The sequence below is a fragment of the Microbacterium sp. NPDC090003 genome, assembly GCF_044748385.1.
Taxonomy (GTDB): Bacteria; Actinomycetota; Actinomycetes; order Actinomycetales; family Microbacteriaceae; genus Microbacterium.
This window is the reverse complement of the sequence record NZ_JBIVFW010000001.1, coordinates 317,994-341,622: the sequence shown is the minus strand read 5'-3', so window position 1 is coordinate 341,622 and position 23,629 is coordinate 317,994. Positions and strand designations below refer to the sequence as shown.

The window sequence follows — 23,629 nt, the reverse complement described above, 5'->3', positions numbered from 1 at the left end:
CCGGCTTGACCACGGTGGTGTGCGGTGGTCAACTGAGAGGTCTGCACTACCGAGGGGAACGCCATGCGCCGCAAGAAGACAGTCCCGACCTCCGAGATCATCGAATCGGGCCCCGCGACGAGCCGCACCTCGCGACAGGTCAGTTCGGTCACGGCCGCGGCCCGCACGAATCCTTTCATGTTCGGCCTGCTCGGGGCACTCGGTGTGCTGGTGGCCCTCGGGATCGGCGGGATGGTCGGCCAGTTGACGACGGTCTTCGTCTACATCGGAGTCGCGATCTTCCTCGCCCTCGGGCTCGACCCCATCGTCGCGTTCATCGAGCGAAAGCTCCCACGGCCCGCCGCCGTCGCGATCGTCGTCGCCGTCGTCGTGCTTGCCTTCGCCGGCATCATCCTCGCGATCGTCCCGATCCTCGTCGAACAGATCACCAACCTCGTCACCGACGGGCCGCAGATGGTCGAGGACTTCATGGCCAGCGCCTGGTTCAAGGATGTGACGGCTCAGTTCGGGTCGACATTCGAGGACGCGGCGCAGGGGGTTCTGAGTTTCGTTCAGGACCCCGGCAACATCCTCAACATCAGCGGAGGCGTGTTCGCCGTCGGAGCGGGCATCGCGGGCGGTTTCACCGGTGTGACGATCGTGCTCATCCTCACGCTCTACTTCATGGCTTCGCTGCGCAGCATGAAGAAGGTCGCGACGCGCTTCGTCCCCGCCTACCAGCGCGAGACGTTCAGCGGCCTGCTCGAGGACGTTTCCGGCGCCGTCGGCCGCTACGTCATGGGTCAGGCCAGCCTCGCCCTCGTCAACGGCATCCTGAGCCTGATCTTCCTCAGCATCATCGGAGCCCCCGTGCCCGCGCTGCTCGCCCTGATCGCCTTCATCGGCTCGATGATCCCGCTCGTCGGCACCCTGGCGGCATCCATCATCAACTCGCTGATCTGCCTGTTCATCAGCCCCCTGACGGCGCTCATCGCGATCATCTACTACCTCGTCTACATGCAGATCGAGGCGTACGTGCTCTCGCCGCGCATCATGAACAAGGCCGTGGCCGTGCCGGGCGCCCTCGTCGTGATCGCCGCCGTCGCCGGCGGGGCGCTCGGAGGCATCCTTGGGGCGCTCGTCGCCATCCCGGTGGCCGCCAGCATCATCATCATCGTGCAGAAGGTCGTGTTCCCCTCACAGGACCGCAAGCTGGTGCCGCCCGCCCTCACCGCACCGTGAGCGCGCCCGCCTGAACCCACACCGAGAACTCCGAGACCTCGCCCATCTCCTCGCCGTCGATCTCGAAGACGAGGGGCTGAGCGAGCGTCACGGAGATCTTCTCGACGGCGAGGTGCTGTGCCGAATCGGTGCTGACCGCCTCGTCGCCCCGCGTGAGCAGGCGACGGATGCCGTTGTCCCAGACCACCGATCGCAGGGTGTTCATCCACTGCAGCGCGCCCTCCGAGCTGATGAGGAGGATGTCGAGGAGGCCGTCATCGAGCTGCGCGTCGGGCAGCAGACGAAGTCCGCCCTGGAGCATGCCGCAGTTTCCGATGAGCATGGTGTGCCCGCGCACCTCCTCGGGATCCCCACCGTCGACGGTCACCGTGATGTCGGTCATCTCGGTACCCGCGAGCGCGCGCCCCATCGCCTCCACGTACGCGAGCCAACCTGCGCGATCCTTGAGATCGTCATCGGTCTCCACAAGCATCTGCGCATCGATCCCGAACCCGACCATCACGGCGAACGCTCGGGTCGCGCCGTCGAACTCGACCCAGCCCAGGTCGATGTGCTGGGGCGTCGCGTCGCGCACGCGCTCGAGGGCTGCGGGGATGCCCGTCAGCGGCACACCGAGGTTGCGGGCGAGCAGGTTGCCGGTGCCCTGCGGCACGATGCCCAGGGCCACCTCGGTGCCCGCGAGCGCTTCGGCGACCGCACGGACCGTCCCGTCGCCGCCGACGGCGACGACCACTTCGCACCCCTCCGCGATGGCCTCTTCCGCCATCCCGCGCCCGGGGTCGTCGACGCTCGTCTCCCACCAACGGACCGGAGCGTCCACGCCGAAGACCTCGTCGACGGCGGCTCGCACCTCGTCTCCATCGATCTTGGACGGATTCCAGACGATGCCGATGCTCGAGACGCTCATGAGGCCAAGCCTGGGGCCGAACGCCTCCGGCCGCAAGTCGACACGGGTCTAGCCGTAGAACTCGTTCTCGAACGCCTTGCGGGCGCGCCGGGTCACACCCAGGTACTCCTCCTCGAGTTCGGTGGCCGAGCGGTCGGGATAGCCGAGGATCCGCGCGATGCCGTCGAGCTCGCGGCGATCCGCAGGGAGCACGTCGCTGGTCGTCCCGGTGAGGATCGTGATCGCGGAACGCAGACGGCTCGACAGCAGCCAGGCCTCGCGGAGCCGATCAGCGGCCTCGGCCGGGAGGAGACCGGCATCGACCGCCGCGCCGAGCGCGCCCAACGTCGACGTCGTGCGCAGGCCCGGCACGGCGTGCGCGTGCTGCAACTGGAGCAGCTGCACGAGCCACTCGACGTCGCTGAGCGTGCCGGGGCCGAGCTTGAGGTGGCGACGCGGGTCGGCCCCCTGGGGAAGCCTCTCCCCCTCGACGCGCGCTTTGATGCGCTTGATCTCGCGGGTGCCCTGCAGATCGATCGCCGCGGGGTAGCGGATCGTGTCGGCGAGCTCGGTGAAGCGCGCGATCAGCTTGGCGCTGCCCGCGACGCCTCGCGCCCGCAGAAGTGCCTGCGCCTCCCAGGACAGCGACCAGCGACGGTAGTACTCGGCGTACGCCTCGATCGATCGCACCACCGGGCCGTTGCGCCCCTCCGGGCGGAGTCCCGCGTCGAGATCGAGCGGCAGACGATGGTCGGTGACCTGTTCGCGGAGACCCGCGACGATCTTCGTCGCGAGCGTCTGCGCGCGATCGGGGTCGACGCCGTTCGCCGCGTACACGTACAGGATGTCGGCATCCGATCCGAAGCCCAGCTCCGCTCCCCCGAACCGGCCCATGGCGATCACCGCGAAGTCGAGCGCGTCGTCTTCGGGCGGCACGACCTCGCGCAGCACCGCGCGCAGCGCGGCCTGGATGGTCGCCTCGGTGATGTCGGTGAGAGCCCTCGCGACGTCCTCGATCGTCAGCACGTCGAGCACTCCGCCCATCGCGGTGCGCAGCAGCTCGCGACGCCGTAGCGCCCGCACCGCACGGAGCGCGTCACCGATCGTCTCGTGCCGCGTCTGGATCGCCCTGGCCTCCTCCGACAGCGCGGCGCCGCCGCGAGGACGCAGGGAATCGGTGCTGTCGAGCCAGGCCACGGACTCCGGGATCCACTCCATGAGCTCGCCGATGTACCGCGAGGTCGAGAGGATCCGTGTGAGGCTTTCGGCCGCCCCCGACGAATCCCGCAGCATCCGGAGGAACCAGTGCGTGTTGCCCAGGCGCTCGCTGATTCTGCGGAATGCGATCAGACCGTAGTCGGGATCGGTGCCGTCGGCGAACCATCGCACCATCACCGGCATGAGGTGACGCTGGATCGTGGCCTTGCGGCTGAGACCGCTCGTGAGCGCGCCGATGTGGCGCAGCGCGCCCGCCGGGTCGCGGAATCCGATCGCCGCGAGACGATCGTGCGCCTGCGCAGTCGACAGGGAGCGCTCGCCCTCAGGCAGAGCGGCGACCGCGCTGAGGAGGGGCCGGTAGAAGAGTCGCGTATGGATCTCGCGCACTTCGCGCCGCACGCTCTCCCAGCGCGCCCAGATGCCGTCGCCGCTGTCGGCCAGCGTCGTGCTGCGCGCGAGGACCCGGAGCCCCGCGGGCGTCCGCGGCAGGAGATGGGTGCGGCTGAGCTCCCTGAGCTGGAGTCGGTGCTCCATCAGCCGGAGGACCCGGTAGTCGTCGGCGAAGGTCGTCGCCTCGACCCGCCCGATGTATCCACCTTCAACGAGGGCCTCCAGGCTCTCGAGAGTGCCGCGGGTACGCAGGGTGGCGTCCGTGAGTCCGTGCACGAGCTGCAGCAGCTGCACGGTGAACTCGATGTCGCGCAGTCCGCCCTCGCCGAGCTTGAGCTGGTACGGGGCGTCCTCCGGGTCGATGTGCTCCTTGACGCGCTCGCGCATCCGCTGGACGCTGTCGACGAAGTCCTCGCGTGCCGCGCTCGACCAGATCTTCGGCTGCACGGCGCCGATGTACTCCGCTCCCAGCTCGGCGTCGCCCGCGAGCGGACGCGCTTTCAGCAACGCCTGGAACTCCCAGCTCTTCGCCCAGCGGTCGTAGTACGCCAGATGGGAGCCGAGCGAACGGACCAGAGCACCCTGCTTTCCCTCCGGGCGCAGGTTCGCGTCGACCTCCCAGAGGGGCGGTTCCTTCTCGATGCCGCTCAGGCCGCGCATGGTCTCGCGGGCGAGCTTCGTCGCCAGGTCGATCGCACGCGACTCGGAGACGATCTCCTCGTCGGCCGTGCCGCCCACGAAGATCACGTCGACGTCGCTGACGTAGTTGAGTTCCCGCGCACCGGCCTTGCCCATGCCGATGATCGAGAGACGGACGGCCGCGACCTCGCGCGGATCGACGGTCTCGCGCAGTCGGCTGCGCGCCACGGCCAGTGACGCCTCGAGCGCCGCTCCTGCCGCGTCGGCCAGCGCCGCCGCGACATCGGCGAGAGCCTCGACCGGTGCGGTGCGGGTCAGATCGTAGGCCGCGATGGCCGCGAGGCTGCGGCGATAGGCGACCCGGAGGGCCACGACCTCGTCGTCACCACCGGACCGTGCGAATCCATCGACGGCGCCGACACCGGCGAGCATCGCACGGGTGAGGTCGTCGGAGGTCGGCAGCGCATCGATGTCGTCGGCGAGCACGGCGAGCTCCGCGGGGTTGCGGAGGAAGAAGTCCGCCAGCCCCTCGGATGCCCCGAACACCCGCCAGGTGCGGCGCTGCGTGTCTGCGCGGTCGAGCAGAGCCGCCAGCGGCGCGGGATCGCGCCGCGCCACACGCAGCATCCCGCGCACGGCCGCGTCGGGGTCGGCGGCATCCGCCCCCGTCAGCAGTTCGGCGCGCGAACGACCGAGCAGTTCGGCGAGCTCGGCGAGGGCCTCTGCGGCCTCGCCGAGCTCATCGAATCCGAGTCGAGCCAGCGCGGACAGCGAGAAGGAATCGTCCGGACGGGCCATGCGCACGGCTCAGAGCAGCTCGAGGTTGTTCTTCAGCTCGAGCGGCGTCACCTGGCCGCGGTACGCCTCCCACTCCTTGCGCTTGTTGAGCAGCACATAGTTGAAGACCTGCTCGCCCAGCGTCTCGGCGACCAGCTCGGAGTCCTCCATGTACTCGAGGGCGTGGTCGAGGCTCGCCGGCAGCGACGCGTACCCCAGAGCACGGCGCTCGGCGTCGCTGAGCGACCACACGTTGTCCTCGGCCTCGGGCGGGAGCTCGTACTCCTCTTCGATGCCCTTGAGGCCCGCGGCCAGCATGAGCGCGTAGGCGAGGTAGGGGTTCGCGGCGGAGTCCAGCGCGCGGTATTCGACGCGCGAGGACTGGCCCTTGTTGGGCTTGTACATCGGCACGCGCACGAGCGCCGACCGGTTGGCATGCCCCCACGTGACGAAGCTCGGAGCCTCGTCGCCGCCCCACAGGCGCTTGTACGAGTTGACGAACTGGTTCGTGACGGCGGAGATCTCGTTCGCGTGCCGCAGGAGGCCGGCGATGAAGTGGCGCCCCGTCTTCGAGAGCTGGTACTTCGCGCCCTCCTCGTAGAACGCGTTCTGGTCGCCCTCGAACAGCGACATGTGCGTGTGCATTCCACTGCCCGGGTGCCCGCTGAGGGGCTTCGGCATGAAGGTCGCGTACACGCCCTGCTCGATCGCCACCTCCTTGATCACGGTGCGGAACGTCATCACGTTGTCGGCCGTGGTGAGGGCATCCGCATAGCGCAGGTCGATCTCGTTCTGTCCGGGTCCGCCCTCGTGATGACTGAACTCGACCGAGATGCCGAGGTCTTCGAGCATCCGCACCGAACGGCGACGGAAGTCGTGCGCCGTGCCGCCGGGCACGTTGTCGAAGTATCCGGCGGAGTCGACCGGCACCGGTCCCTCCGGACCGTACTGCGACGACTTGAGCAGGTAGAACTCGATCTCGGGGTGCGTGTAGAACGTGAACCCGGCATCGGCGGCCTTCGCGAGCGTGCGCTTGAGCACGTGGCGCGGGTCGGCGACGGCCGGCTGGCCGTCGGGGGTCGTGAGGTCGCAGAACATGCGCGCGGTCGGGTCGATCTCGCCGCGCCAGGGCAGAGTCTGGAACGTCGTCGGGTCGGGCTGCGCGAGCAGATCCGACTCATGACTGCGGGTGAGTCCCTCGATGGCCGAGCCGTCGAAGCCGATGCCCTCGGCGAACGCGCCCTCGACCTCGGCCGGCGCGATGGCGACCGACTTGAGCGTGCCGATGACGTCGGTGAACCACAGGCGGACGAACTTGACGCCGCGCTCCTCGATCGTCCGGAGGACGAAGTCTCTCTGCTTGTCCATATCGTGCGGAGCCTCAGCCCTTTCCTTCGTCCCAGCCGGATTCGGCCGCTTCTTCATCGGCCCAGGCGCGGGAGCGCGCCTTCATCGTCTCGGGTGCGTTCGCGGCCTCGGCCTCGGTGTCGAACGGGCCCACGCGGTCGATCGACTGCGAGATCATCCCGAATTCGACCTGCTTGGTCTCGAGGTTGTACCAGTACTTGTGTTCGCCGTCGGACATGGCCCGTCCCTTCGTCGTCTGATGTCATCGATCCTACTGGCGCGAGCGCCTGTCGCTATGCTGAGGGTCATGGCAAAAGCGATCGGCGTCGACATCGGCGGTACCGGAATCAAGGCAGGAATCGTCGACCTCGAGCACGGCACGATGGCATCCGATCGGGTGCGGGTGCCCACGCCCGTCGGGGCTGCCCCCGCCGACGTGCTGCTCGCCGTGCAGACGGTGCTCAAGACCCTCGACGTGCACGACTCGACGCTCCCCCTCGGGGTGGCCTTCCCGGCCATCGTGAAGCGCGGTAAGACGCTGTCGGCCGCCAACGTCTCGAAGGAATGGGTCGACTTCGACGCCGAGCGCTTCTTCCGCGACGGCCTCGGCCGCAACATCGTGTTCGTGAACGATGCGGATGCCGCGGGCGTCGCCGAGGCACGTCACGGCGCCGCGCGCGACGTGCGCGGATTCACCCTGCTCACGACGCTCGGCACCGGCATCGGCTCGGCTTTCATCAACGACGGCGTGCTGCTGCCCAACACCGAGCTCGGACACCTCCACTTCGGCGAGTACGAGTCCGTCGAGCAGTGGGCCGCGACCTCCGCGCGCGAGCGCGAGGGTCTCACCTGGGCCGAATGGGCCGAGCGCCTGCAGGCGTTCTACTCGCACATCGAGTTCCTCTTCAGCCCCGACCTGTTCGTCGTCGGCGGCGGCGTGTCGAAGAACGCGGGCGACTTCCTTCCGCTCCTCGACTTGAAGACCCCGATCGTCCCGGCGATCCACCGAAACAACTCCGGGATCATCGGCGCGGCCTCGCTCGCCGGCGACTGACGTCCTCGACACCATGAAAAGGCCCGGTGACCTGACGGTCACCGGGCCTTTCACGTCGAGGCGAATGGGCCGACCTGTACGCCGGGTTCTGTTCCGGGGTTCTTCGCCCCTTCGACGGCCATCTTTCTCGGCGACACGTTGCCGTGCCGCTCCAGCGGTCTACCCGAGGACTCGGCGAGCCGCGTCAACATCCTCTGTCTGACCTTGCTCCGGGCGAGGTTTACCTGGCGGGACATGTCACCATGTCCCCCGGTGGTCTCTTACACCACCCTTTCACCCTTACCCCCGGCGAACCGGGGGCGGTCTGCTCTCTGTGGCACTGTCTCGCGGATCACTCCGGGTGGGTGTTACCCACCGCCCTGCCCTGTGGAGCCCGGACGTTCCTCGGTGCGGTTGCCCGCCACGCGACCGTCCAGTCGACCCATTCGCATCTGCCAGTCTACGACGCCCGGCCGCGGGTCATTTCTCGGCGGACTCGGCGATACGCAGATCCAGCGGCACGTCGATCGGAAAGGTGCCGAACAGGCGCGTGGTCGCGACGGCCGCCGCCTCGCGCACGGCATCGGCCGCGGCATCCGCGAGCTCGACGGGGACGTGCAGGATCACCTCGTCGTGCAGGAAGAACGCGAGGTGCGCGGCTTCCGCGAAAGGTCCGGATGCCGCGGCCGGCGTCGCGCCGGGCGGCAGGGCGCGCAAGCGATGCCTGATCTCGGCGAGCCAGATCAGCGACCATTCCGCAGCGGTGCCCTGCACGACGAAGTTGCGGGTGAAACGGCCCCAGTCGCGCGCGCTGCGTCGCGCCTGTGCCACCACTACCGGGTCGACGTCCGCGCCGGTGGCCGCGGACTGGAGAGCCGACCACTCGGCGGAGGGTTTCGGCGACGAGCGCCCGAGCCAGGTCGAGACGACCCCGCCGTCCTCCCCCGTACGAGCGGCGGCGTCGACGAGCGCCATCGCTCGCGGGTACACCTTGCGCAGTCGCGGAACGAGCCGGCCGCTGTCGCCGGTCGTCGCGCCGTACATGGCACCGAGCACGGCGTACTTGGCCTCTTCGCGCGTCGCCACCGCGCCGGAGTCGACCACGCCGGCGTACAGATCGGCGCCCTGCGCCGCACGCGCCATCGCGGCGTCCGAGGCCATCGCCGCGAGCATGCGGGGCTCGAGCTGCGCGACATCGGCGACCACGAGCGTCCACCCCGGATCCGCCCGCACGGCGGGGCGCAGACTGCGCGGCAGCTGCAGCGCTCCCCCGCCGGCCGACGCCCATCGACCGGTCACGACGCCGCCGGGGATGTACACCGGGCGGAACCGCCCGCGGTGCACCCAGTCCGCGAGCCAGACCCACCCGTTGGCGCTGAGCAGACGCGACATCTTCTTGTACTCCAGCAGCGGTTCGACGACCGGATGCTCGTACTGCGCGAGCTCCCATTTGCTCGTCGACTCGACGGGCACCCCGGAGCGATGCAACGCCCGCAGGAGCTTGGGTTGGCTGTCGAGATGGAGCGTGGCATCGCCGAGGATCGCGCGCACCCGTTCACCGAGCGCGACCATCTTCGCCGGGAGTCCGCCGGCGAGCGATCGAGCGCCGAGAGCCTTGGTGAGGATCTCGTCGTGCACTCTTTCATCCCAGGGCACCCCCGCCGCGCGCATCTCCTCGGCCACGAGGCCGCCGGCGGACTCCGCGGCACAGAGCAGGGCGAGTCGGCCGTCGGCTGCCGCGGCGATCACACGACGCTGCGCGCGGTACTGCTCCAGAGCCTCGGTGACGGGATCCACGTGCATCGAATCCGTGTCGAAGAGGTCGAACAGCCCGGGTTCGGCATCGGGCGCCTCGCGGCGCACCCAGTCCTCCGACGGCTTCAGCGGATGGGGGACGGATGCCGTGTCACGAAGGATCGCGTGGCACAGGACCAGATCGTGGGTGCGCCCGATACGCACGCCCTCGGCGAGCAGCGGCGCATAGGTCTCGCGCGCGCTGCGGATCACCCACCGCGGGGCGTCGCGCTGCTCGGACGCGGCGACCCAACCCGGCAGATCGCGCTCGCTCAGGCTCTCCCGGCGGATCTCGACGTCTGCCGCATCGAGATCGACGGCGATGTGTGCGCCGCTGCCGTCGGCCACCAGCAGAATGCGTCGCTCGGACGATGTGGGCGACGCGCTCACGACGAGAGCGCCGCGTACATCACAGCCCCGATTCCTCCGTGCGCACGAGGATGCAGCCGCACTCGGGGCAGGAGACGACCGCGTCCTCGGCGGCGCGACGGATCTCGGCGATGTCGGTGCTGGGGAGCATCATGCGGCACCCCTCGCACGTGCCGCGGGTCAGCAGCGCCGCACCGGCACTGTTCGCTGCGCGACGCGTGTACTCGGCCAGCAGCGGCGCGGGGATGCTCTCGGCCACGGCCGCACGATCGCGGGCGAGCTGGACGCCGAGCTCGGCGGCGGCGGCGACATCGGCCTTGCCCTGCGCGCTGAGCGTCGACCCCTCGGCGGTCGTGATGTCGATGAGCGCCTGCTGAGCGGCGACGGCGGACTCGGCCTCTTCGACTCGCCCCATCACGTCGAGCTCGGCGTCTTCGAGATCGCTCTGGCGGCGGGTGAGACTCGCGATCTCGTGCTCGAGGGCCTGCGCCTGCTTGGGATCGGTCGCGACCGCGAGGCGCTCGGCGTCACGTGCCCGGCGCTGCTCGACGAGCTTCACGTCGGACTCGAGACGGGTCAATTCGGTGCGTGCGTCGTCACGGGTGCCGGTGAGCGCGGTGAGCTCGCGCAGCTGCTCCTGGCGGATCGCCACCAGTTCGTTGATGCGCGCGGCCTGCGAGGGATGGGTGCGGGCACGATCCGCCTGCGCGATGCGCCGGTCGAGGTCGGCGATGTCGAGCAGGATGCGCTGATGTTCGGGGCTGGCGTTCACGCTCTCCAATCTATCGTCTGGCGGGAGGCGCCATCACAGGAGGTCTCCGTCGACGTACAGCCACCGGCGCTCCTCGCGCACGAACCTGCTGCGTTCGTGCAGCATCCCGCGGGCACCGTCCTGCATCCAGTGCGCCACGAACTCGACGACCCCCTCACGATCGAACGGGCCGCCCGCCTCCCGATCGAGGACGACCAACCGACGCCAGCGCAGGTCCGGCTCCGTCTCGATCGATTCCGGTCGCGTGGAGGCGTGCCAGGTCGCGCTCAGGTGGGCGACATCACCGGCCACGAACGCCGAGTAGCGCGAGCGCATCAGTCGCTCGGCCGTCGGGGCGATCGTCTCGCCTCGGAGGATCGGACCGCAGCATCCGCCGAAGAGGTCGCCGGATCCACAGGGGCAACGGGCGGAGTCCGCGATCGCGGCGTCATGCGGCGCCATCTCCGCCTCGGGTGTCATCCCTCCAGCGTACGCTCGAGACACCGACCGAGAAGGAGCACCGTGAGCACTCAGCCCGCCATCCCCACGTTCACCGCACACAACGGATTCGCCCTGCCGGCGATCGGCTTGGGGACGTACGCGCTCGACGGCGATGCCGGGGCGGATGCCGTGACCGGCGCCATAGGTGCCGGATACCGTCTCATCGACTCCGCCTTCAACTACGAGAACGAGGGCTCCGTCGGGCGCGGGGTCGCGGCATCCGACGTCGATCGCGACGAGATCATCGTGACCACGAAACTCCCCGGTCGCCACCACCCCGCCGAGAAGGCCCGGACGAGCATCGAGGAGAGCCGGTCGCGTCTCGGCCTCGACATCACCGACCTGCACCTCATCCACTGGCCGAATCCGAGCCAGGACGAGTACGTGCAGGCGTGGGCGGCGCTCGTCGACGCGCAGCAGCGCGGCATCGTGCGCCAGATCGGCGTCTCGAACTTCCTGCCCGAGCACCTCGAGCGCATCGAACGCGAGACCGGGGTGCGTCCCGTCGTGAACCAGATCGAGGTGCACCCCTACTTCCCGCAGAACGAGCAGCTCGCGTACCACCGGGAGCACGGCATCCTCACCGAGGCGTGGAGCCCGCTCGGCCGCGCGAAGGAACTGCTCGACGAAGACGTGATCCGCGAAGTCGCCGCCTCGCACGGCATCACTCCGGCACAGACGGTGCTCGCCTGGCACGTCGCCCGCGGCACGGTCTCGATCCCGAAGGCCTCCTCGCTCGAGCACCAGGTCGCGAACCTCGCCGCCGCCGAGGTCGCACTCGACGAGGCGGAGGTGCGGGCGATCACCGGCCTCGGGCGTGCGGACGGGCGCCTCTTCGACGCCGACCCCGCGCATCACGAGGAGTCCTGACCGAGGGTCAGACCTTCTGCGTCCCGAGCACGCGCAGGAACTCGAGCTTGCTCGCCGCCTCGCTACCCGGCGCCGCGGTGAGCACGATGAGCGCCTGGGACTCGTCCTCGGTGAACAGCGCCTGACAGTCGACCTCGATCCGGCCGAGCTCGGGATGGATCATCGTCTTGTGCTGCTCGAAGCGACGGCTCACCTCGTGGTTCTCCCAGAGGCCGGTGAACTCGTCGCTGCGGGTGGAGAGTTCTCTCGCGATCTCTCCGGCGCGCGATCGGGCGCCCATCACGCCGTGCGCGGCACGCAAGGACGCCACCAGAGCGCGGCTCTGGCGGGCGTGGTCGACCTCGGGATAGCGCCGCCGCTCGGTCTCGGGCATCGCGAACCACCGGTAGATGCCGCTGCGTTCGAGTCCCGTCAGCGCGCTGGCGTCACCGAGGAGCGCACGAGCAGCATCGTTCTGCACGAGCACCTCGTCGAGGACCGAGACGACGAACGCCGGAGTGTCGTGCAGGCGGTCGAGCACGCGCAGGATGCCGGGGCGCACGTACTCCGTGACATGCGCCCGATCGGGGGCGCTGTAGCCGCACAACCGGTAGAGGTAGTCGCGCTCGTCTTCGCTGAGCCGGAGCGCACGAGCCAGCGATGAGAGGATCTGCGTGCTGGGCTGCGGGCCGCGGCGCTGCTCGAGGCGCGTGTAGTAGTCCGTCGACATCGTCGCGAGCTGGGCGACCTCCTCGCGGCGCAGCCCGGCCGTGCGCCGGCGCGGTCCCGGCGACAGCCCCACGTCGTCGGGGGTCAACGCCTCCCGGCGTCGGAGGAGGAAGTCGGCCAGCGCATCACGATCCACTCCCCGAGTATCCCGCGAGTCGGGTACCCGATCCAGGGATCGGCGCTCCCTGGATCATCCGTCTCTGGAGCGGTCCGCGCGGCCGACGGAGGCTGGACGCATGAACATCAGCGGAAACACCATCTTCATCCCCGGCGCGACGAGCGGCATCGGTCTTGCGCTCGCCCTCGCCCTGCGTGATCGCGGCAACACCGTGATCGTCGGCGGCCGCCGCACCGACCGTCTGGAGGCGATCGCCACCGAGCACCCGGATCTCGGCACCGTTCGGATCGACACCGCGGATGCCGCGAGCATCGAGGACGCCGCACGCACCGTCCTCGCCGAGCATCCCGCACTCAACGTGCTCGTGACGATGGCGGGCATCATGCGCGCGGAGGACTGGCGCAGCCCCGACGGGTTCCTCACCACGGCCGAGGAGATCGTCACCACGAACGTCCTGGGACCGATCCGCCTCATCGCCGCGTTCGTCGAACATCTGCGCCGTCTGCCCGACGCCACGATCATGACGGTGTCCTCCGGACTCGCCTTCGCTCCGCTGCGGGTCACCCCGACCTACAACGCGAGCAAAGCGGCGATCCACATGCTCAGCGAATCGCTGCGTCTCCAGTTCGAGGGATCGAGCGTCTCGGTCGTCGAGCTCGAGCCCCCGGCCGTGCGCACCGATCTCATGCCCGGTCACGCAGAGAATGACGCGGCAATGCCTCTCGACGAGTTCATCGCGGAGGTCATGACACTGCTCGAGACGCGTCCCGACGCCTCGGAGGTGCAGGTCGAGCGGGTGAAGTTCCTCCGCTACGGCGAAGCACGCGGGGACTACGCGCAGGTCGTCGCCGCACTCAACCGCACGGACCCGCACGGGAAGTGAGAGCGGCCGGGGCGCCGGGCCACCGCGGTGCCCCGGTCGTGTCTCGGCGTCGAATACCCGTCAGGAGCGGAGAGTCGCCGCGGCCGAGCGAAGCGCATCGGCGGATCCCTGCAGCAGCGCCAGCTCGGCGTCGGAGAACGACGTGTTCCGGATCGGCACCGCACCCGAGGCGCTGACGATCGACGGCACCGAGAGCGCGACGCCGTCGATCCCGTGGAAATCGTCGAGCACCGTGCTCACGGGCATCACGGCGTGCTCGTCGTGCAGGATCGCTTCGACGATCCGGGCGCTCGAGAGACCGATCGCATAGTTCGTCGCCCCTTTGCCGCGGATGACCTTGTAGGCCGCATCGCGGACGTCGACCGCGACCTCGTCGAGCTCGGCGAGCGTGAAACGCGGATGATCGGGTGTCTCCCACTCGAGGATCGGCACCGTTCCGATCGTGGCCCGCGACCACAGGGGGAACTCGGTATCTCCGTGCTCCCCCACGATGTGCGCGTGCACGCTCGCCGTCGAGACACCGGCTCGCTGCGCCAGCTTCCACCGCAGCCGCGAGGTGTCGAGCACGGTGCCGGAGGCGAAGATCCGCTCAGGCGGCAGGCCCGTCTCCTCTTGAGCGATGACGGTGAGCACGTCGCAGGGGTTGGTGACGATCACGTACACGGCGTTCGGGGCCACCTCGAGCAGTTGCGGCATCATGCGCCGGATGATCCCCGCGTTCACGTCGGCGAGCTCGATGCGCGTCTGGCCGGGCTTCTGCTTCGCCCCGGCGGTGATGACGACCACGTGAGAGCCCGCGGCCACGGACACATCGCTGCCGCCGATGATGTCGCTCGTGCCCGTGAACTGCGTGCCGTGCGCGAGATCGAGCACTTCGGCCTCGACCTTCTCGGTCGCGATGTCGTACAGGGCGATGTGCCGGGCGGACCCCCGGATCAGCGCCGCATACGCCACGCTGGACCCGACGCTTCCCGCGCCGACGACCGTGAGCTTCGAGTTCTCGATGATCTCCATGCGCCCAGTGTGGCAGGTGGCCGGGTCGATAGCATGGGGCGGTGTTCGCCGGCATCCGCATCGCTCCCCCGGCGGCGCGCGCGTACTTCGCTCTGCAGGCCATGGCCGGCGGATGCTGGTGGCTCGGAGTGTTCCTCGTGCCCGCGATCCGCGCGGCGACCCTCGACGGACTTCCCGTCCTGCCGATCGCGATCGCCGATATCCCGCTCTTCGTCGGAGGGTCGGCGCTCGCCGCGTGCGGTGTGCGCGCGGCGGTCTGGGTCGCCACATCGTGGACCGTGCTCGTAGCGGCCGGTATGACCGTGCACGCGACCCTCACCGGTCTGGCCGGGTGGGGCGCGCTGCTCATGGTGGCCGCCGCGGCGGGGAGTCTGGCAGCCTGCACCGTGATCGTCCTCGGCCGCGCGCCGTTCGAGTGGATCGCCCGCGGTCCGTTCGCCTTCCGTGCGTCCCGCTCCCAGGGGCGCGCGCGGGTGATGGCGCGCACCGGACTTCAGACGCTGTTCTTCTGGGGCGTGTTCCTCGGCCTCCTGCCGGTGGTCATCGCCGCCATCGAGGCGCGATGGGGTCTGCATCTCGAGATGGCGCCCGCCATCCGTCTGATCGGTATCGCCCTGTTCCTCGCCGCGACCGCCCTGGGCCTCTGGTCGGCGATCACGATGTCGATGCTGGGCGAGGGAACGCCGCTCCCCTCCGAGATGGCCCGCCATCTCGTGATCGCCGGCCCTTACCGCTTCGTGCGCAACCCGATGGCGGTCGCCGGTATCGCACAGGGCGTCGCGGTCGGGATGGTGCTCGGATCCTGGCTCGTCGTCGTCTACGCGCTGTGCGGCTCCCTGGTGTGGAACACCGTCGTGCGGCCGATCGAGGAGGCCGACCTCGCGGAGCGGTTCGGCGAGGACTATGCCGATTACCGCCGACGCGTCACCTGCTGGGTGCCGCGTATCGCGGGCTGAATCGATCGCGAGCACCGGCCGAGCGGTCCGTGTGCACGTAAACGAAGAGATTTCGGCCCCGACACGCCGTTTCTCGCTTGTCGTCCGGGCCTCCGACGTGAAATGGTATCCCGGGCGGATCCCCCACCGCTCTCCTCCGGTTCCTGCGTGACTCCCCTACTCGCCGGCACCTCGTGCTCCACCGTGTCGCTCCGCCCGCCGAGGGCAGGATGCGCCATCGAACGAGCGTCGAAACCCCACCGATCGACCATCGGGGAGCGAAGGAGGAGGGTGTGGCCAGCACTTACATCGAGACCGGCGGTCACGTGCGGGTGTACGACGACGCCGTGCGCACCCACCAGGCCTTCCCCCTGGGGACCTATCGGGTCTGCTTCACCTCGAAAGAGGGCTTCAGCCTCGTGCGCATCGATGATCTGACCGTCGGAGCGGAGCGCATCTACGGCGGCCGCGATCGCAAGGTCGCCAAGATCTTCCGCTCGTACGCCCTCTCCGACCGCAGCCTCGGGGTCATGCTCTCGGGCGACAAGGGGATCGGCAAGTCGCTGTTCCTGCGCATGGTCGCCGAGGCCGCGCGCGAGCACGGTCTTCCGGTGGTCGTCGTCTCCGAGGACCACGACGGCATCGTGGAGTTCCTCGACAGCCTCGACGAGTGCCTCATCGTCTTCGACGAGTTCGAGAAGATCTTCCCGGCCGGACGCCGCGGCATCACCGACGGGTTGAATCGGCAGAACCAGTTCCTGTCGCTGTTCGACGGGCTCTCCTCGGTGAAGCGGGTCTACTGCCTCTCGGTGAACGCGATCGCCGACGTGAGCACGTACCTGGTCAACCGGCCCGGCCGTTTCCACTACCACCTGCGCTTCGACTACCCGGGCCCCGACGAGGTGCGGCAGTACCTCCTCGATCAGGCACCGAACGCGCACCCCGACGAGATCGAGAACGTGGCGTTGTTCTCGCGACGCGCCCGACTGAACTACGACCATCTGCGTGCGATCGCCTTCGAGCTTCAGCAGCCCGACACGCTGTTCGCCGAGATCGTCGACGATCTCAACATCAAAGCGGTCGAGCCGGGCACGTATCGCATCGAGGCACGCTTCCCCGACGGCAAGGTCTGGTTCGACGAGGTCGAGATGAACCTGTTCGAGCGCGGAGACGTCGGGCGTACGTTCGAGCTGCGCAACGGTACCCGTTCACTCTTCGCATCGTTCGTGCCCCGCGACCTGATCTTCGAGCCCGACGGCGGCATCTTCGTGCCGATCGATCGACTCGATCTGCTCGGTGACGACGACGAGGAGCCGGAGGTCTACCCGACGACCGTCAGCCTCGCGCTCGTCGCGCAGGCGACCTACGGGTTCGGCCTGTGACGTCCGAGCTCGCGTCTTTCAGTCGGTGACCTTGACGCGGCGATTCACCTCGCGGGTCGCGGAGAACTTCAGCACCGTGTAGTCGGTGACCTCGCCGGCGCCCTCGTCCTTGCCGAACTGCACGCGGTGGCCCTTGTGGGTCTGCGGGTAGAACTTGCCGAAGTTGGTGAGGGTGACGGTGTTGCCCTGACTGACGAGGTCGAGGAGTTCGTCGATCATCGCGTTGTACGCCGTCTGAGCGGCGAAGACCGAGATTCCGCCGCGTCGCGCGAATCGCTGTACGAACTCGCGCTTGCTCACGCGATTGGCCTCGAGCGTCCTGGATGTGCTCATGCTCTGTACCGTCCCCTGGTGTGTTCGCCCGTCGCCGAGCGTCTTGCGCTGCGCCCCTGACAGCTGCACCGGTGATTCGTCGAAGGCCCCCCTGCGACGAACCGGGATCAGCGAGGCCCCAGCCCTTACCCCTCAGAGGCTAGCGCCTCTTCCTTGGTATATGCGGTGAACTCCGGTTTCACCTGATTCTTCCGTGATTTCGCGATCTCTCGCGCTGCGCGTGCGGCGGCGGTCGACACGTCGATCTGCGCCCGGATGCCGAGACCGCGCTCATCGGCGCGCACGGAGAGCTCGGTCGGCTCGAGGGTCTTGGTGTTCAGCACCACATCGCCGTCGTTGATCAGCAGATCCGCCCTCACGCCGTAGGCGCGGCCGACGACCACCCCGCTCGCATCGAGCAGTGGGGCCGTGTTGTCGCCCGCCGCCTCGGCGATCGCGACGAGCTGCGTCGCGGTGTACCGCGCCGAGTTCTCGAACTCGCCGTCGGACGGCTCCTCCCTCGCCGGGACGAGTGCGAGTTCGGTCTCGCCCGGTGCTCGACGGTCGCCGGGGTGCACCCGTGCATCGAGATGGTGGACGGCGCCGTCAGCATCGTCGCCGACGACGAGGCGGTCGTCGTAGGCGAGAACCACGAGGTTGACCCCCTTCGTCGCGCCAGGACCGTGCGTGCGGGAGCGCAGATCGACCATCCGTCACCGTCCGCCGAGGAGGGAACGGATCGGGTACCTCTGATCTTCGAGAATCACCTGCACTGCGCGTCCATTCGCGGGATGGACGACGATCGGCGCACGCAGATTCACGTGCACGCCGTCGTCTCCGGGATTCGCCACGACCAGGACCTGGAGCGCATCACCGGCAGAGGCCCCGATCTCGGCGCGGACGGACGCCGGAACCTGTGGCGCGTACGAGCGGTCCACGAACGGCGCCTCCACGACGAACAGGCGCACGTCGGCATCCGTCGCCCGGAGCGCGTACAGACCGTCGGCACCCGCGATGTGCTCGAGCGTGAAGGTCGTGTGCGGGGCGAGGCCGTGCATCGGCGAGGTGAACTCGACCATGCGGGCTGCCGGCTCGATGCCCGCTCGGGCGGTCGTCGCGGTCATCGCAAGAACTCCAGGAGGTTGGTCTGCAGCGACTTGGCGGTCACCTGCAGGGCGGATTGGAAGACGAGCTCGGCGGACTGCAGGCGCACGAGCACTTCGAGGCTGTCGACGTTCTCGACCTCGGCACGACGCGCCTCGAGGTCGGTGGAGGTGGCGAGGTTCTGCGAGGCCGCGCGCTCGATCTGCACCTGCCGGGCACCCGTCGTGCCGCGCGCGGCGACGACGTTTTTCAGGCGCGCGTCGATGTCGTCGAGGCGGGGGCCGACGTTCGCCCCGCTGCGCAGTTCGGCCGCGATGTCGCGCAGGAGCGCGAAGGCGCTGTTCGCCCCCTCGCCGAATGCCTGCGAGCCGTCGAAGTCGACGCGAACCGTCTCGTTGTCGCTGATACGTCGCTGCACGCCGTCTCCCGGGCTGCCGTGGAACGTGAAGGTGTCGGGGTCGAAGGCGGCGCCGGAGTCACCGGTTCCGGCGAAGACGCTGCGACCCAGCACCGTCGTGTTCGCCTGAGCGAGCAGTTCGGCGCTGATCGTCTCGAGCTCCTGCGCGATGGATTCCCGCGCGGTCGGGCTGAGCGCCCCGGAGTTCGCGCCCTGCGCCGTCAGGTCGCGGGCCCGGTTGAGCAGGTCGGTGCTCGCTCCGAGCGCGGTGTCGACCGTGGTGACCCACGCCATGCCGTCGCTCAGGTTGCGCGCGAACTGCGCGACCCGCGCCTGCTCGCCGTGCACGCCGAGCGTCGTCGCCGCGGCGGCGGGATCCTCGCTCGGCGAGCGGAACGCGCGCTGCGAGGCGGCCTGGTTCTGCAGGCGCTCGCGGTCGGCGAGATTGGTCTGCAGCGTCCGCAGCGACTGCTGCGTCATGGTGCTGCTCGTGATGCGTCCGATCATGGTCGACTCCCGGGTCAGCGGCCGACCAGGCCGGTGCGGTTGATGAGCAGGTCGAGCGCCTCGTCCATCGCCGTCAGCACGCGGGCGGCGGCCTGGTAGGCGGTCTGGTAGGTCAGCAGGTTGATGGTCTCCTCGTCGCCGTCGACCGAGGCGTTCGACTGCTGCGCGGTGACCGCGGCCACGGCGCCCATGTCGGCGATGTCGGCACGCTGCAGATCGCCGGCGACCGAGACCGCGAACCCGGTGACGAACGTCGCCCAGGTCTTGCTCGGCCCCGTGGCGGAGGCGCCGAGGGCGCTGATGCGGTCGGCGATCGTCGTGTCTTTGGCACCGGCTCCCGGCGCCGCCAGCGCGAGCTGATCGAGCCCGGTGGGGACGATGCTCAGTCCGAGCGCCGCGGGTCCCGTGGTGTCGAGGGAGAAGAAGTCGCCCCCGGCCGCGCCACCGGCGGTCACCCCGGTGCGGTGCACATCGTTGACCGCCGCGGCGAGGGCCGTCGCGGTCTCGTTGTACGCGGCGGCGACAGCGGCGAGCGTACCGCCGTCCGATGCCGGGGCGAGGGCGCTGATGGTGCCGCCGACCACGCCGCCGCCGACGACGACCGGCACGTCCGGCCGGTCGGCCCACGACACGACGATGCGACCGGCCTCCGATATCTCGCGCGGACCGGTCACCTGGAGCGATCGACTGCTGTCGCCCGAGACCAGCGCGTTCCCGTCGACGCGAAGGGTGAGAGTGCCATCCGACTCGACCACGCCCGTCGCCCCGACCGCCGAGGACAGCTGCTGGGCGAGAACGTTGCGCTGGTCGATCAACTCGTTGGCGTTGCGTCCGGCATGCAGCGCGTCGCGGATCTGACCGTTCAGCGCCGCGACCTGCCCCGCCACCGCGTTGACATCGGCGATGTCGCGATCGACCTGCCCGCGCAGATCGCTCCATTGCCCCGCGACGGCCTGATAGCCCGCCGCGATCTGACCGACGAGCACCTGAGCGTTGGTGAGCACGACCTGCGCCGCAGCCGGTTCCGGGGTGTTCGCGAGATCCGACCATCCGGACCAGAAGCGGTCGAGGTTCGCGGCGAGGCCGTCCTTGGTCGGTTCCGCCATCGCGCTCTCGGCACGGGCGGCCGCGGTCGCCCGTGCGCTCCAGAATCCGGAAGTCGAGAGGGCATCGCGCACGCGTGCGTCGAGGACCGCATCCCCCAGGCGTGCGACACCGGTGACGGAGACGCCTCCGCCGATGCCGAGGCCGCTCTTCCACAGCCCGGTCTGACCGACGCCGGAGAGCGGAGCCTGGTCGACCCGCTGCCGGGTGTAGCCCGTGGTCGTCTGATTGGCGATGTTCTGACCCGTGACGGTCATCCCCGCACGGGCGGCGGAGAGGGCGGATTCCGCCAGACGAAGACCTGCGAACGAAGACATGGTCACCTCACATCCGGGTGTCGAGAAGTCGGGCGTCGCCGCCGCGGACGACATCGCCGCTGGGCGTGTACTCGCCGGTCGGCTCACCGAGGCCGGCGATGGTCTCCTGGGTCACGCGGATCGCCGTGCGCAGACGCTGCTCGTTGACCTGCTTCATCTGCTCGATCTCGTCGGCCAACGCGGTCATCGCGGTGAAATGCCCCTCGAGCACCTCTCGCCATCCGTCGGAGGGCGCCGCGGCGATCAGCTGCCGCAGGGTCGTCGCCTCGGGCGCGCCCCACTCGTCGGCCACGGCCACGACGAGTGCGTCGCGCGAGAGGGCGACCGTCGGCATGGCGGCGAGCACGCGCTCGATCTCGGTCGACGCGTGACGGATCCACCGGTTGCGGCCGGTCGCGAGCAGCATCTGCTGCTCATCCAGTTTGAACAGCAGCGTCTCGAGCAGCTCGCGCTCGCGCAGCAGGTGCATGCTCAGGTCGTGAGCGGCCACAGGGCGTCACCTCGTCGGGTCGGGTCGTCGATGACGGGAATCCCCGTCACATCTACGACTATCGCGACATCGCGGAGGCGAGTAACTCGACACGGATGGGGAGAACTCCCCATTGACACCGGTCAGGACGCTCCACTCAGGCGTCGGAGGGCACCCAGGAGAGCGCTCTCCGCGGACTCGTCGTCCGCGGTCTGCACCGCCTGCTGGTTGGCGTCACCGACCGCGAGCACGATCTCCGCACGGTTGATGCGGGTGTCGCGAGGGGCGTCGATTCCGACCCGAACGCCGCTCGGGGTGACCGCCAGGATCGTCACCGTGATGTCGTCGCCGATCACGATGCTCTCGTTCGCCCGCCTCGTCAGAACCAGCATGTCCGTCCGCCTTCCCTGGCTGCGGCGCAGTCGCGCCATCCTCTTCACCAAGGTAGTGCATGCCCTCGTAAACGAGCGGAATCTGCAGGTCAGCCCGCCGCGCTGGGAAGGGCCGACGGGGCGATGCGCACGACTCCGACGACGTCGGTCGCGTGACCCGCCGCCCCGGCCTCGTCATACGACAGCACGGGGAGCGACTCGACCTGCGGCGCGAGCATCCGTCGTACCGCCTGACGCAGCGACGGAGCGCAGACGAGCACCGGTTCGGGCCCCGCCTGCGTCAGCTCCGACACCGTGCGCCGCACCCTCTCGAGCACCTGCAGCGTCGCCTCCGGCGTGAGAACGATCTGGGGGGCGCCGTCGACGATGCGCATGCCCTCGAGCATCTGCTGCTCGAGCATGGGATCGAACATGACGACCCGGATGCGGCCGTCCTCGGCGAAACGCGCGGCGATCGCGGGTCCGAGCGCCGCACGTGCGGCATCGATGAGCCCGGGGATCTCGGTCGAGGTCTTGCCTCGCAGCACGAGCGCCTCGTAGATGCGCGCGAGGTCGTTGATCGGCACGCGCTCCGCCAGCAGTCCGGCGAGCACCCGCTGGATCGCTGCCAGGGAGAGCACGGCGGGAGTGAGCTCCTCGACCGTCGTGGGGCTCGTCTGTTTCAGATGCTCGGTCAGCTGGCGCACGTCTTCGAGCGAGAGGAGGCGGTGCGCCTGACTCTGCACGATGTCGGACAGGTGCGTGATGATGACGCTCGCGCGATCGATCACCGTCGCCCCCGCCATGTCTGCCGCGTGCGACATCTCGGCCGGCACCCATTTGCCCTCGAGCCCGAACACCGGGTCGACCACGGCCTCGCCGGGGAGCTGCTCGAGCCCCGTGCCGATCGCCAGCACATGACCGCGGGGCACGGCTCCGCGACCGACCTCGACACCGGCGATGAGGATCGCGTAGGTCTGCGCCGGCAGATCGATGTTGTCGCGGGTGCGCACAGGGGGCATGAGGATGCCGATGTCGAGGGCGAGTTTGCGACGGAGGGACTTGACCCGGGTGAGCAGATCCCCCGAGCCACCGGCGGCGAGGTCGACGATATCGGTCGAGAGCGAGATCTCGAGCGCATGCACCCGCATCCGGTCCATGAGGTCTTCCGGTCCCTCGGCTCCGGCCTCAGCGGCTTCCTGCTCCAGCGCGTCGGCCTCGCGCGCGGCATCGCGATCCTCGCTCGCCTTCACGCGCGAGGCGGCGAAGAGCAGCACGGCGCCGATGCTCGCGAACACGAGGAGCGGCATCCCGGGGATGAAGCCCATCGCGATCGCCGCCAGCCCCGTGATGACCAGCGCATTGCGCGACTGCAGCAGCTGTCGTGCCGCGGCCTGCCCCATCTCGGCCTCGACGTTCTCACGCGTGACGATCATGCCCGTCGACACCGCCATCAGCAGCGCAGGGATCTGCGTCACGAGCCCGTCGCCGATGGTCAGGATGCTGTAGGTCTCGAGCGCCTCACCCATCTCCATGCCGCGCTGCGCCATGCCGATGATGATGCCGCCGACGAAGTTGATGACGACGATCACGATGCCGGCGATCGCATCGCCCTTGACGAACTTCGACGCACCGTCCATCGCCCCGTAGAAGTCGGCCTCGGCAGCCACCTCGGCCCGACGCCTGCGCGCCTCGGCATCGGTGATGAGACCGGCGTTGAGGTCGGCGTCGATCGCCATCTGCTTGCCGGGCATCGCATCGAGGGTGAAGCGCGCACCGACCTCCGCGACGCGTTCCGCGCCCTTGGTGACCACCACGAACTGGATGACGGTGAGGATCAGGAAGATCACGGCACCGATCACGAGCGACCCGCTGATCGTGATCTGGCCGAACGCCTGGATGACCTGGCCCGCGTGCGCCTCGCTGAGCACCAGGCGCGTGGACGCCACGTTGAGTCCGAGGCGGAACAGCGTCGCGACCAGCAGCAGGCTCGGGAACACCGAGAAGTCCAGCGGCTTCTTCACGAACATCGCCGTGAGCAGGATCAGGAGCGCGAACGAGATGTTCACGACGATCAGCACGTCGAGCAGCGGCGTCGGGATCGGCACGATGAGCAGCAGGATGATCCCGACCACACCGACGGGGACGGCTCCCTTCGACAGCAACTGACCGATCATGCGTCCTACCTTCTCGTTTCCGTGTGCGGGGTGCG

At 69.2% G+C, this 23,629-nt stretch carries 23 protein-coding genes and 1 other RNA gene; 6 read left to right on the top strand and 18 right to left on the bottom strand.

Annotated features, from left to right (window positions below; translation table 11 throughout):
• Nucleotides 1–63: 63 nt before the first annotated feature.
• Nucleotides 64–1,221, top strand: a complete 1,158-nt coding sequence (locus ACIPVN_RS01690) for an AI-2E family transporter (RefSeq protein WP_400438604.1) — start codon at nt 64–66, stop codon at nt 1,219–1,221.
• Here the strand turns inward: ACIPVN_RS01690 and ACIPVN_RS01685 are convergent.
• From ACIPVN_RS01685 to ACIPVN_RS01670, 4 genes are read right to left on the bottom strand one after another with little or no spacing between them, the layout of a single operon-like run.
• Entirely contained in the window at nt 1,208–2,128 is a 921-nt protein-coding gene (locus ACIPVN_RS01685) for a diacylglycerol/lipid kinase family protein (protein WP_400438602.1), read from the bottom strand. The genes ACIPVN_RS01690 and ACIPVN_RS01685 overlap by 14 nt on opposite strands.
• Nucleotides 2,129–2,176: 48 nt before the next feature.
• Nucleotides 2,177–5,152: a bifunctional [glutamine synthetase] adenylyltransferase/[glutamine synthetase]-adenylyl-L-tyrosine phosphorylase gene (locus ACIPVN_RS01680; RefSeq protein ID WP_400438599.1), complete on the bottom strand. Its 2,976-nt coding sequence runs from the start codon at nt 5,150–5,152 to the stop codon at nt 2,177–2,179.
• Between the two features lie 9 nt (nt 5,153–5,161).
• Entirely contained in the window at nt 5,162–6,499 is a 1,338-nt protein-coding gene (gene glnA, locus ACIPVN_RS01675; RefSeq protein WP_400438596.1) for a type I glutamate--ammonia ligase, read from the bottom strand.
• A 13-nt stretch (nt 6,500–6,512) separates the two neighbouring features.
• On the bottom strand, nt 6,513–6,716 hold the full coding sequence (locus ACIPVN_RS01670; RefSeq protein ID WP_400438593.1) for an SPOR domain-containing protein: 204 nt from the start codon (nt 6,714–6,716) through the stop codon (nt 6,513–6,515).
• Nucleotides 6,717–6,785: 69 nt separating this feature from the next.
• On the opposite strand from ACIPVN_RS01670, the gene ppgK reads away from it, so the two are divergent.
• Nucleotides 6,786–7,532 (top strand): polyphosphate--glucose phosphotransferase, encoded by a 747-nt coding sequence (ppgK, locus tag ACIPVN_RS01665; RefSeq protein WP_400438590.1) that lies wholly within the window; start codon nt 6,786–6,788, stop codon nt 7,530–7,532.
• A gap of 61 nt (nt 7,533–7,593) precedes the next feature.
• On the opposite strand, the gene rnpB is transcribed toward ppgK, so the two are convergent.
• The 4 genes from rnpB to ACIPVN_RS01645 form a co-directional block, all read right to left on the bottom strand.
• Nucleotides 7,594–7,956: RNase P RNA component class A (rnpB, locus tag ACIPVN_RS01660), an RNA gene on the bottom strand.
• A 35-nt stretch (nt 7,957–7,991) separates the two neighbouring features.
• A complete protein-coding gene (locus ACIPVN_RS01655) occupies nt 7,992–9,695 on the bottom strand; it encodes a bifunctional 3'-5' exonuclease/DNA polymerase (protein ID WP_400438587.1) in 1,704 nt (567 codons plus the stop codon).
• 19 nt (nt 9,696–9,714) lie between these two features.
• Nucleotides 9,715–10,446 carry a zinc ribbon domain-containing protein gene (locus ACIPVN_RS01650; protein ID WP_400438584.1) on the bottom strand — a complete coding sequence of 244 codons (732 nt, stop codon included), beginning with the start codon at nt 10,444–10,446 and terminating at the stop codon, nt 9,715–9,717.
• 33 nt (nt 10,447–10,479) lie between these two features.
• Complete coding sequence (locus ACIPVN_RS01645; protein ID WP_400438581.1) at nt 10,480–10,905, bottom strand: YchJ family protein; 426 nt, start codon at nt 10,903–10,905, stop codon at nt 10,480–10,482.
• A gap of 42 nt (nt 10,906–10,947) precedes the next feature.
• Here ACIPVN_RS01645 and ACIPVN_RS01640 point away from each other — a divergent pair, with 42 nt between their 5' ends.
• Nucleotides 10,948–11,796, top strand: coding sequence for an aldo/keto reductase (locus ACIPVN_RS01640; protein WP_400438579.1), 849 nt, complete (start codon nt 10,948–10,950; stop codon nt 11,794–11,796).
• Between the two features lie 7 nt (nt 11,797–11,803).
• Here the strand turns inward: ACIPVN_RS01640 and ACIPVN_RS01635 are convergent, their stop codons facing one another.
• Nucleotides 11,804–12,640 carry a helix-turn-helix transcriptional regulator gene (locus tag ACIPVN_RS01635; protein WP_400438576.1) on the bottom strand — a complete coding sequence of 279 codons (837 nt, stop codon included), beginning with the start codon at nt 12,638–12,640 and terminating at the stop codon, nt 11,804–11,806.
• Between the two features lie 100 nt (nt 12,641–12,740).
• On the opposite strand from ACIPVN_RS01635, the gene ACIPVN_RS01630 reads away from it, so the two are divergent.
• Entirely contained in the window at nt 12,741–13,505 is a 765-nt protein-coding gene (locus ACIPVN_RS01630) for an SDR family oxidoreductase (RefSeq protein WP_400438573.1), read from the top strand.
• Between the two features lie 60 nt (nt 13,506–13,565).
• Here the strand turns inward: ACIPVN_RS01630 and ACIPVN_RS01625 are convergent, their stop codons facing one another.
• A complete protein-coding gene (locus tag ACIPVN_RS01625; protein WP_400438571.1) occupies nt 13,566–14,519 on the bottom strand; it encodes an L-lactate dehydrogenase in 954 nt (317 codons plus the stop codon).
• Nucleotides 14,520–14,560: 41 nt separating this feature from the next.
• On the opposite strand from ACIPVN_RS01625, the gene ACIPVN_RS01620 reads away from it, so the two are divergent.
• Nucleotides 14,561–15,475: a methyltransferase family protein gene (locus ACIPVN_RS01620; protein WP_400438569.1), complete on the top strand. Its 915-nt coding sequence runs from the start codon at nt 14,561–14,563 to the stop codon at nt 15,473–15,475.
• A gap of 272 nt (nt 15,476–15,747) precedes the next feature.
• Nucleotides 15,748–16,836 (top strand): AAA family ATPase, encoded by a 1,089-nt coding sequence (locus ACIPVN_RS01615; protein WP_400438566.1) that lies wholly within the window; start codon nt 15,748–15,750, stop codon nt 16,834–16,836.
• Nucleotides 16,837–16,854: 18 nt separating this feature from the next.
• Here the strand turns inward: ACIPVN_RS01615 and ACIPVN_RS01610 are convergent, their stop codons facing one another.
• The 8 genes from ACIPVN_RS01610 to ACIPVN_RS01575 form a co-directional block, all read right to left on the bottom strand.
• Nucleotides 16,855–17,169: an HU family DNA-binding protein gene (locus tag ACIPVN_RS01610; RefSeq protein WP_400438563.1), complete on the bottom strand. Its 315-nt coding sequence runs from the start codon at nt 17,167–17,169 to the stop codon at nt 16,855–16,857.
• Nucleotides 17,170–17,294: 125 nt separating this feature from the next.
• Nucleotides 17,295–17,858, bottom strand: a complete 564-nt coding sequence (locus tag ACIPVN_RS01605; protein ID WP_400438560.1) for a hypothetical protein — start codon at nt 17,856–17,858, stop codon at nt 17,295–17,297.
• Between the two features lie 3 nt (nt 17,859–17,861).
• Nucleotides 17,862–18,272: a flagellar assembly protein FliW gene (locus ACIPVN_RS01600; protein ID WP_400438557.1), complete on the bottom strand. Its 411-nt coding sequence runs from the start codon at nt 18,270–18,272 to the stop codon at nt 17,862–17,864.
• Entirely contained in the window at nt 18,269–19,156 is an 888-nt protein-coding gene (gene flgL, locus ACIPVN_RS01595; RefSeq protein ID WP_400438554.1) for a flagellar hook-associated protein FlgL, read from the bottom strand. The genes ACIPVN_RS01600 and flgL overlap by 4 nt, the downstream gene beginning before the upstream one ends.
• A gap of 14 nt (nt 19,157–19,170) precedes the next feature.
• Nucleotides 19,171–20,577 (bottom strand): flagellar hook-associated protein FlgK, encoded by a 1,407-nt coding sequence (gene flgK, locus ACIPVN_RS01590; RefSeq protein ID WP_400438551.1) that lies wholly within the window; start codon nt 20,575–20,577, stop codon nt 19,171–19,173.
• A 7-nt stretch (nt 20,578–20,584) separates the two neighbouring features.
• Nucleotides 20,585–21,067, bottom strand: coding sequence for a flagellar protein FlgN (locus ACIPVN_RS01585; protein WP_400438548.1), 483 nt, complete (start codon nt 21,065–21,067; stop codon nt 20,585–20,587).
• 122 nt (nt 21,068–21,189) lie between these two features.
• Nucleotides 21,190–21,438, bottom strand: a complete 249-nt coding sequence (gene csrA, locus ACIPVN_RS01580; protein ID WP_400438545.1) for a carbon storage regulator CsrA — start codon at nt 21,436–21,438, stop codon at nt 21,190–21,192.
• 89 nt (nt 21,439–21,527) lie between these two features.
• Nucleotides 21,528–23,594 (bottom strand): flagellar biosynthesis protein FlhA, encoded by a 2,067-nt coding sequence (locus ACIPVN_RS01575; protein WP_400438542.1) that lies wholly within the window; start codon nt 23,592–23,594, stop codon nt 21,528–21,530.
• Nucleotides 23,595–23,629 lie beyond the last annotated feature (35 nt).